At 68.2% G+C, this 8,512-nt stretch carries 10 protein-coding genes, 1 tRNA gene and 1 pseudogene; 11 read left to right on the top strand and 1 reads right to left on the bottom strand.

Annotation, left to right across the window (positions count from 1 at the left end; all coding sequences use genetic code 11):
- Nucleotides 1-417, top strand: a pseudogene (locus PHC73_RS08540) (GTP 3',8-cyclase MoaA); the annotation flags it as partial.
- Nucleotides 418-448: 31 nt separating this feature from the next.
- On the opposite strand, the gene recQ reads toward PHC73_RS08540, so the two are convergent.
- A complete protein-coding gene (recQ, locus tag PHC73_RS08535; protein ID WP_300126737.1) occupies nucleotides 449-2,245 on the bottom strand; it encodes a DNA helicase RecQ in 1,797 nt (598 codons plus the stop codon).
- Nucleotides 2,246-2,328: 83 nt separating this feature from the next.
- Here recQ and PHC73_RS08530 point away from each other — a divergent pair.
- The 10 genes from PHC73_RS08530 to PHC73_RS08485 all read left to right on the top strand — a co-directional run bounded on the left by PHC73_RS08530 (nucleotide 2,329) and on the right by PHC73_RS08485 (nucleotide 8,375).
- A tRNA-Leu gene (locus tag PHC73_RS08530) sits at nucleotides 2,329-2,415 on the top strand.
- A gap of 156 nt (nucleotides 2,416-2,571) precedes the next feature.
- Nucleotides 2,572-3,774 (top strand): integrase arm-type DNA-binding domain-containing protein, encoded by a 1,203-nt coding sequence (locus PHC73_RS08525; RefSeq protein WP_300126735.1) that lies wholly within the window; start codon nucleotides 2,572-2,574, stop codon nucleotides 3,772-3,774.
- A 55-nt stretch (nucleotides 3,775-3,829) separates the two neighbouring features.
- Nucleotides 3,830-4,069, top strand: coding sequence for a hypothetical protein (locus tag PHC73_RS08520; RefSeq protein WP_300126733.1), 240 nt, complete (start codon nucleotides 3,830-3,832; stop codon nucleotides 4,067-4,069).
- 86 nt (nucleotides 4,070-4,155) lie between these two features.
- On the top strand, nucleotides 4,156-4,863 hold the full coding sequence (locus PHC73_RS08515; protein WP_300126731.1) for a hypothetical protein: 708 nt from the start codon (nucleotides 4,156-4,158) through the stop codon (nucleotides 4,861-4,863).
- 82 nt (nucleotides 4,864-4,945) lie between these two features.
- Nucleotides 4,946-5,170 carry a hypothetical protein gene (locus tag PHC73_RS08510; protein WP_300126729.1) on the top strand — a complete coding sequence of 75 codons (225 nt, stop codon included), beginning with the start codon at nucleotides 4,946-4,948 and terminating at the stop codon, nucleotides 5,168-5,170.
- Nucleotides 5,167-5,625 carry a hypothetical protein gene (locus tag PHC73_RS08505; protein ID WP_300126727.1) on the top strand — a complete coding sequence of 153 codons (459 nt, stop codon included), beginning with the start codon at nucleotides 5,167-5,169 and terminating at the stop codon, nucleotides 5,623-5,625. The genes PHC73_RS08510 and PHC73_RS08505 overlap by 4 nt, the downstream gene beginning before the upstream one ends.
- Nucleotides 5,625-7,025: a DUF3987 domain-containing protein gene (locus PHC73_RS08500; RefSeq protein ID WP_300126725.1), complete on the top strand. Its 1,401-nt coding sequence runs from the start codon at nucleotides 5,625-5,627 to the stop codon at nucleotides 7,023-7,025. The genes PHC73_RS08505 and PHC73_RS08500 overlap by 1 nt, the downstream gene beginning before the upstream one ends.
- 127 nt (nucleotides 7,026-7,152) lie before the next feature.
- Nucleotides 7,153-7,584: a hypothetical protein gene (locus tag PHC73_RS08495; RefSeq protein WP_300126723.1), complete on the top strand. Its 432-nt coding sequence runs from the start codon at nucleotides 7,153-7,155 to the stop codon at nucleotides 7,582-7,584.
- Complete coding sequence (locus PHC73_RS08490) at nucleotides 7,581-7,940, top strand: hypothetical protein (RefSeq protein ID WP_300126721.1); 360 nt, start codon at nucleotides 7,581-7,583, stop codon at nucleotides 7,938-7,940. Before PHC73_RS08495 ends, PHC73_RS08490 begins: the two co-directional genes overlap by 4 nt.
- A 57-nt stretch (nucleotides 7,941-7,997) precedes the next feature.
- Complete coding sequence (locus PHC73_RS08485) at nucleotides 7,998-8,375, top strand: HGGxSTG domain-containing protein (RefSeq protein WP_300126719.1); 378 nt, start codon at nucleotides 7,998-8,000, stop codon at nucleotides 8,373-8,375.
- The last annotated feature ends 137 nt before the right edge of the window (nucleotides 8,376-8,512 follow it).

The following is an 8,512-nucleotide window of genomic DNA, read 5'->3' as shown; positions in this document are numbered from 1 at the left end:
GAGCCCATGCCGATGGGTGACACCGGCCGCAGTGCCAGCGGGCGCTCTCTCGACCTGCGAACCGCGCGCCGGCGCCTGGCCGAGCGCTTTACGCTGATCCCGGACATCGCACCCGGCGGCGGGCCAGCGCGCTATTACCGGGTCGCCGACCGCCACACGCGCATCGGCTTCATCACGCCCATCTCGCAGCACTTCTGCGAGACCTGCAACCGCGTGCGCCTGGCCGCCGACGGCACGCTGTACATGTGCCTGGGTCAGGACCACAGCTACGCGCTGCGCCCGCTGCTGCGCGGTGGCGCCAGCGACGCCGAGCTCGAAGCGGCCATCCGCACCGCGATCGGTCTGAAGCCCGAGCGGCACGAGTTCCGCGAGAAGCCGGAAAAAGTCATCCGCTTCATGTCGATGACCGGCGGCTGAGGCCGCCGTTCGCAGCCGGTATCGGCCCGGGCTACTCCGCCCGAGCAATCACCGCCAGAAACTCCGCCCCGTAGCGCTCGAGCTTGGCGGCGCCGACACCGTTGATCTGCGCGAGTTCCGCCAGCGTCCGCGGCCGCTCGGCGGCCATCTGCGCGAGCGTCGCGTCGTGAAAGATCACGTAGGCCGGCACGCCGTGGGCGTCCGCCAGCCGCCGGCGTTCGGCGCGCAGCGCCTCGAACAACGCCTGCTCGGCGCTCGCCAGCACCGGTGTCGCACCGCCTTTGCGCCGGCGCCGCTCACGAGTGCCGTTCTCCTCGCGCAGATGCAGGCGCTGCTCGCCGCGCAGCACCGGCCGCGCGGCATCGGTGAGGCGCAGGCCGCCGTGGCCGTCGATGTCCACGCTCACCAGGCCGCGCGCCGCGAGCTGGCGGAACAGCGAGCGCCACTGCGCCGCCGAGCGCTCCTGTCCGCGGCCAAACAGAGCGAGCCGGTCGTGGCCGAGGCTCGCGATGCGCGGATCATCCCCGCCGCGCAGCACCTCGATCAAGTACCCGACGCCGAAGCGCTGCCCGGTGCGGTAGACGCAGGACAGCGCGAGCTGCGCCGCCTCGGTGGCGTCGAAAGTGGCGGGCGGGTCGAGACAGTTGTCGCAGTTGCCGCAGGGCGCCGGGAGTTGCTCGCCGAAGTAGGCCAGCAGCGCCTGGCGCCGGCAGCCGGTGCTCTCGGCCAGGCCCAGCAGCGCGCTGAACTTGGCCTGCTCGACGCGGCGGCGCTCTTCGGGCGCATCGCTTGCCGCCAGCAACTGGCGCGTGCCGACCACGTCCGCCAGGCTGTAACCGAGCCAGGCGTTGGCCGGCAGGCCGTCGCGCCCGGCACGGCCGGTCTCTTGGTAATAGCCCTCGATGTTCTTCGGCAGCCCAAGATGCGCCACGAAGCGCACGTCCGGCTTGTCGATGCCCATGCCGAAAGCCACCGTCGCCACCATGGTGAGGCCGTCCTCGCGCAGGAAGCGGCGCTGATTCGCCGTGCGCGTGTCGGCCGGCAGGCCGGCGTGGTAGATCAGCGACGGGCGGCCGTGGCGCGCGAGCCACTCCGCGGTCTCCTCCACCCGCCGGCGCGTCGGGCAGTAGACGATGCCGCTGTCGGTGCGGTGGTGCGCGTCCAGAAACGCCAGCAACTGCTCGCGCAGGCCCTCGCCCTGGCGGATGTGGTAGCGGATGTTGGGGCGATCGAAACTCGCCGTGAACAGCGCCGCGTCCGCAAGGCGCAGGCGGCTCACGATGTCGCGCTGCGTCGGCCCGTCGGCGGTGGCGGTCAGCGCCAGCCGCGGCACGCCGGGGAAGCGCTCGCCGAGCACGCCAAGGCCGAGATACTCCGGCCGGAAGTCGTGCCCCCACTGCGACACGCAGTGCGCCTCGTCGATGGCGATCAATGCCAGCGGCACGCGCGACAGCAGTTCCAGCGTGCGCTCGCCAACCAGCCGCTCCGGCGCCATGTAGACCACCTTCAGCCGCCCGGCGAGCAGCTCGCGTTCGATGGCCGCCGCCTCGCCGGCCGGCAGGCCCGAGTGCAGCGCCGCCGCGGCCACGCCCAGCTCGCGCAGCGCCGCCACCTGATCGTCCATCAGCGCGATCAGCGGCGACACCACCACGCCCACGCCGCCGCGCACCAGCGCCGGCACCTGATAGCACAGCGACTTGCCGCCGCCGGTCGGCATGATCACCAGCGCGTCGCCGCCACCGACCACGTGATCAATGATCGCCGCCTGCTGGCTGCGGAAGGCGTGGTAACCGAAAACGCTGACGAGAATGTCGAGTGGCGTAGACATGACGGCGGCGATTATCGGGCCAGGCCCGACACCAGGCCAGCGACGCCCGCACCGCGGCGTTACCATGCGCGCCGACCAGCGCCGCCCGGATGGCGAAACAGGTAGACGCAAGGGACTTAAAATCCCTCGGCCTCGCGGCCGTGCCGGTTCGATTCCGGCTCCGGGCACCATCACCCATTCCGCATATGTCCGCAACCATTCGCTAAGTTCCAGTTTTTAAGATAATTAGTAGGAATTCCCGTCCGTAACCGTCCGCATGAAACCGCTTGCAGCCGGGGAATATTGGGGGCACTCTTGGGGGTATTGCGGGCTCCTGGGGGTATTTGATGGCGAGCGGCAAGCTGACAGACACCACAATTCGCGCGGCCAAGCCGGCGGACAAACCGTTCAAGCTGTACGACGGCGACGGTCTCTTCCTGCTGGTGTCGCCAGCCGGCGGCAAGCTGTGGCGCCTTAAGTACCGCCACGGCGGCAAGGAAAAGGGACTGGCCTTTGGCGCCTATCCCGCCGTCAGTCTCAAGGATGCCCGCGCCAAAGCTGCCGAAGCGCGGCGCCTGCTCGCGCAAGGCACCGATCCGGCCGCCGCGCGCGCCCGCGCCAAGACCGCCGACACCTTCGCGGCACTGGCAGAGCGCTGGCTTGCCGATACCGCCGGCAGTTGCAAGCCGGTCACTGCCGGGAAGCACCGGTTCCTGCTGTCACACCTAGCGCCGCACCTGGGGCATATGGCGGCGGATGAGATCACCGCCGCCGACGTGGTGCGCGCGGTGCGCAGCGTGCACAGCCGCGGCGATCTGCGCGAGACCGCCGGGCGCGCTTACTCGCTTTGTTCGCGCATCTTCCGCTTTGCCGTGGTGCACGGCCTAGCCGCGCGCAACCCAGCCGCCGACGTGGCCCTGCGCGACCTGCTGCCGCCCAAGCCGGTGCGCAATCACGCCGCTCTGACGGACCCGGCCGCCGTGGGCGGGTTGCTGCGGGCGATAGACGGCTATCAGGGAGTCCCCGTCACGCGTTTTGCGATGCAGTTCGCGGCGCTGACGTTCGTCAGGCCCGGAGAGTTGCGGCACGCCGAGTGGACCGAGTTTGACGGCGACACCTGGCGCATACCGGGCCACAAGATGAAAGTCGACGCGGCGCATATCGTGCCGCTGAGCCGGCAGGCACTCGACGTGCTCGACGCCCTGCGCCCGCTGACTGGCGCTGGGCGCTACCTATTCCCGTGCGAGCGCACCCGTGAGCGGCCGATGAGCGAGAACACCGTCAACGCCGCCCTACGCCGCCTGGGTTACGACAAGGACACCATGACCGGCCACGGCTTCCGGGCCATGGCGAGCACCCTGCTACACGAGCAAGGCTTCCCGCCGATGGTCATCGAACGCCAGCTTGCCCACGCCGAGCGCAACAAGGTTGCAGGCGCCTACAACCGCGCCGACCTGCTGCTGGAGCGCCGCCGCATGATGCAAGCTTGGGCCGACTACTTGGACGGCCTGCGCGCCGGTGGCCTGGTGGTGCCGATCCGGCGCCGGTGAGCGCAGCGCCAGTTCTATAACGCGTAGTGCACTGCACCGACTGGCAGGAACGCACATGAAATACCGCCCGCACGATGACACCGTTGTCGATCTGCCGCGCCAAGACCCGGCGCTAGCCGCGCAGTACATCACCGCCGCCCTGGAGGAACGCGACCAGCCCGGCGGCAGATGCCCTGCTGTCCGCGCTTCGGCAGGTTGCCGAGCGCGCCGGCATTGCGCCCGGGCGCTGTCGAGCATGGGCAACCCGACCTTGCATGTGCTGGGACGTGCATTCGCACGTGAGCGGGTGACCTAAACTGCCGCGCCCAACCCGACGTGGGCGAAAAACCGGACACCTTGGCCGACCGGAACACGTCACGGATGTCAGCCCGAGCCGCCCCCATGACAGTACCCGCCACTGATCCGGACGCGAACACCGCAAAACGAGCCGACGCGGAGGCCGCAATTGCCGCGATCATCGGTGAATATCAATTTCGCGTCCTGGTTCTCCGTGCGGGTGTCGAGAAGATCAAGCGTTCCAGGCTGACGAACAAGCAAGCAGAAAGAATCAAGTCGGTAGCCGAAGAACTTGGGGTCGTGCTTCCCATCGATGAGGACACCGGGGAAATTCTGCAACCGCCCGCCGCGCGCAATCCGGCGTGTGGTGATGCGATGCGAAAGCGCTACGGCCAGCGAATATTGCAGACCAACAACCACATCCGGATGTTCGCCAAGCTGATGTTGATGGATGCGGAGATCACGCCACGCACGGGGCACTTCGATGCGTCCGCCGTCGGGCCGGGGCGGCCAGCCAAGAATGCCTTCCGACAGTTGCGAACTCGCCTTGAGGCGCGCTGGGAAAGCACGTTTGGCGTCAGGAGTTGGCATTGGCAGTTTTCTGACCCAGAAGCGGCGGAGACCAGCGTGGACAAGCTCGCCGCTGGTGCGGCCAATGATGTGTGGGAAATCCTGAGGCGATATTGCGGCAGCCCGGTTAGCAACCCTCGCGATGGTGCAAGCGACGCTCTCGACGCGATTGCCCCACCCTTCGGCGTCGAGGTTTTCTTGTCACCGCAGGAACTCGACGCTCTACGCGACGACAGCGAGTAGTTTTTCGACGGAAATTGGAAATCGCATGTAATCCAATTGTCCGCAGGCCGCTACAACGCGGTGCTTTTATCGGAGCGGACAAATGCTGCGACCCCAAAAGTTTGACTTATCGAGCCTGCCGGACGATGCGATGGTCGGCATTGATGCCGTGATCGCCATGGGTCCATACGGTCGATCGAAGTTCTACGCAGAAATGGCCGCTGGCCGTGCGCCAAAGCCCGCACTGAAAGCCCCGCGTTGCACGCGATGGCAACTCGGCGATATCCGCGCATGGCTACGCGAGTTAACCGACGGGGGTGCCGAGTGAGCGCCGCGCTCGCGCGCACCGTCCACGATCCGGTCGACCGGCTGCTGAGCCGTCTCGAATGCGTGAAACAGACCGGCGCCGACCGGTGGATCGCGAGGTGTCCAGCGCACAATGACCGGCGCCCGTCACTTTCGATTCGCCAGACCGACGACCACCGCGCGCTGCTGCACTGCTTCGCCGGCTGCGCGGCTGCCGAGATCGTTCACGCCGCTGGCCTCGAACTGCGCGACCTGTACCCGGAGCGCCCCGCCGAGCACTATGCCGGGCCGGTCCACGCGCACAGCCGGTGGAGTCGTAGCGACGTGTGGCTACTTCTACAGCACGAAGCCGCGATCGCGGCTATCGTCGCCGCTGACACCGCCGCCGGAAGGCCAGTTTCCGCCGAAGACGCCGAGCGCGCCGGCCTTGCCGCTGATCGGCTCGCCGACGCCGTGGCGACGCTGGGGGTGCGCTGATGAGCGCCACGCTCGAAGAACGCGCGGACCTAGTGGTCGCGCGCCTGTCGCGGCGACATTCGCCGGTCAAGACGCGGGATTTGGCACCCGCCGAAAACTGGCCAGCACCTGAGACACTGCCGCCCAAGGCTGCCATCGAGCGCGCCCGCGGGCTGCTGTTGGCCGAGCCGGAGCCTGCAGAAGATGCCTACCCGCTGGCCGCCCTTGGCCCGCTGGCCGAGGTGGCGCAGGCGATCGCCGAGGGCGCGCAGGTACGGCCTGCGATAGCCGGTCAGTCGGTGCTATCGGTGGCGGCGCTGCTGGCTGCCCGCGTGGCGAACGTGCGCAGCCTTGACGGCGCAATCAAGCCGCTGGGGCTGTACGGCATCACCGTGGCCATGTCCGGCGATGGCAAGGACGCGGCCGACCGGCCGGCGCTGGCTGCGGTCCACGATTGGCAGCGCGCGCAGCACCGCGCCGGATCAAACGATCACTGGCTGCTTGCGTCCGACATCACGGCCGAAGGTCTGCGCCGATCTTTCAAGGAAGGCTCGGCTGCGCAGGGCGTGTTCAGCACCGAGGCCGGGCAAATCCTGGCCGGCCACGCGATGAGCGCTGAAAACCGGATGAAGACCGCCGCTGTACTGTGTGGTCTGTTTGACCGCGGTCACCTGTCGGTTGTGCGGGCCGGCGAGGGCCGCACCGAGCGCTACGGCGTGCGGCTTTCGGCGCACCTGCTGGTACAGCCCGCGGCGCTGGGCGACACGCTCGATGACGAGGCGCTGGCCGGCATCGGTTTTTGGCCCCGCTTCCTGCTGGCGTGGCCGCCACCACTAGAACCGCGCGTGCACCGGCCTTGGCGCGCCGACACCTGCCCGACCGTTGGCGCGTACTGGCGCCGTTGCCGCGAGCTACTGGAAACGCCAGCGCCCGATGACTGCGGCGACCTGCCGACCGTCGAGCTTGACGCCGCGGCCGCCACATTCGTGGCCGGCTTCTTCGAGCGGATGGAAGTGGAAGCGCGCCGCGGTGGGCTGCGCGAGGTGCGGCCGTGGGCGCTGCGGGCAACCGAGTTGCTATGTCGCGTGGCCGGTGTGCTGACGGTATGGGCCGGTGCCGGCACGATCGACGCCACCACCGCCCGCAATGGCGCGCAGGTGGTGACGGCGAGTGTGGACGCCTGGCAAGCCGCGCGCGACGGTCGGGCCGATCCGGCGCCTGCCTGGGCGCTGACGCTGTACACGTGGCTGGTCGATCGCGGCGAGCCGTCGGCGATCAGGGACATTCCGCGCCTTGGGCCAGCCAGCCTGCGATCCGCCGCGCGCCGTAATGCCGCCATCGAACGCCTGGAAGCTGCCGGGTTGGTGGCCATCGCTGCCGGCGAGATCGTCGCCTTGGGGGTGAACCATGCGGGCAAGTGACCTGCTACGCGACCTGCTTGAACCCGGCGCCCCTGCGAAAGCTGCGAATCCTGCGAATAGCAGCGCCAGCACTACGTTTGTGGGTTTGCGAATGGCTGCGAATGGTTGCGAATCGGCAGCCGATGACGTGAGCCATTCGCAAGATTCGCAACCGTTCGCAAACGCTGAAAGCGCGCAACCATGCGGGTTTTCGCACGATTCGCAGGATTCGCAGGGGGACGGGCTGCGAAACCCTGCGAAACCCTGCCCCACCTGCGCCTGCGGCAGCTACTGGCACGCCGCCGACGGCTGGCACTGCGAGGGCTGCACCCCGGCCCCGGCTGGCGTCACCCGTTGGCGGAACGTGTCCGGCGGCAAGGCGGCACCGATGCCGCCGCCTGTGCTGCCTTGGCCCGCAGAGCTGACCGACGCGCTCAAGCGGGTGAGCACGTACTTTGAGTGGAGCCACGCCGACATCGCCGAATTTTGCCGCTGGGCACAGCGCTCACCGCAAGCGCTGGCCGATGCCGGCGCGTTCCTGCGCGCCGAGATGGCCAAGTTGACGGGGTACCAGCCTTGAGAACGACAGATCCGACACTTAAAAAAGGTGCGCGGCTGCTGGCCGTGCTGCGCGCCGGTGGAACAGTCATGGCGGCGTGTCAGGCCGAACGAATACATCGCAGCACGTACTACGCGTGGCGGGCGGCCGATCCGGCTTTCGCCGCGCGGGCTGATGACGCTATCGAGGCCGGCACCGACGAACTGGAGGAGATCGCTCTGAAGCGGGCGATCACTGGCAGCGACACGCTGCTGATCTTCCTGCTGAAAGCCCGTCGCCCTGAGAAGTACCGCGAGCGTCATACGATCCAGGGCGGCGACAAGCCCGTCGAGATCACGATCACACGGCGGGTCGTGCGGCCGGAGGATCGAGGTTAAGCAGAAACGCTGCGACAACACCACGGAACGTGATGCGACATGGAAGGATCACCCGGCATGAACGACATTTCCCGCCGCCGCCGCTGGCGTGCCCATTCCGTGGAACACCGGCGCCTCGCAGACGACTACTGGCGACGCCAACGGCTTCACCACATGGCTTTTCTTGAATGGGCAGAGGGTGGTTTCAAAGGGCCACGACCAGCCGAGCCCAAGCCCCCAGACTATCCGCGACTGCCCGATGACCTGCGCGGCCTCACGTGCGGCGCCAAGACGCGCGCCGGCACACCGTGCAAGCGCACCGACCTGTATGAGTCCGGCCGCTGCCGCTTCCACGGCGGGCTGAGCACCGGCCCACGCACCAAGGAAGGAAAGCAGCGCGCCGCGCAAAACGGCCGGCGCCCCACGCGCCGCACAAAGCCCATGAACTACGGATAGCTTTCGCTAGATGTCGCATCCCGGACGTTTCCCTTCTCGGTACCCGTGGTGGTTTACTGACTGCCCACGAGGCGCTGCGTGAGGTCCTGGGATGAACATCAAGCTGCACAAGAACGCGACCACCACGCCGCGCATCC

The sequence above is a fragment of the Immundisolibacter sp. genome (assembly GCF_028696615.1).
Taxonomy (GTDB): domain Bacteria; phylum Pseudomonadota; class Gammaproteobacteria; order Immundisolibacterales; family Immundisolibacteraceae; genus Immundisolibacter.
Note: the sequence above shows the minus strand (reverse complement) of the source record. Positions and strands in the feature narration are given on the sequence as shown.

Coding starts and splice junctions, on each gene's coding strand:
- recQ (WP_300126737.1), bottom strand. CDS start 2,245: ATGTCTACGCCACTCGACATTCTCGTCAGCGTTTTCGGTTACCACGCC.
- PHC73_RS08525 (WP_300126735.1), top strand. CDS start 2,572: ATGGCGAGCGGCAAGCTGACAGACACCACAATTCGCGCGGCCAAGCCG.
- PHC73_RS08520 (WP_300126733.1), top strand. CDS start 3,830: ATGAAATACCGCCCGCACGATGACACCGTTGTCGATCTGCCGCGCCAA.
- PHC73_RS08515 (WP_300126731.1), top strand. CDS start 4,156: ATGACAGTACCCGCCACTGATCCGGACGCGAACACCGCAAAACGAGCC.
- PHC73_RS08510 (WP_300126729.1), top strand. CDS start 4,946: ATGCTGCGACCCCAAAAGTTTGACTTATCGAGCCTGCCGGACGATGCG.
- PHC73_RS08500 (WP_300126725.1), top strand. CDS start 5,625: ATGAGCGCCACGCTCGAAGAACGCGCGGACCTAGTGGTCGCGCGCCTG.
- PHC73_RS08485 (WP_300126719.1), top strand. CDS start 7,998: ATGAACGACATTTCCCGCCGCCGCCGCTGGCGTGCCCATTCCGTGGAA.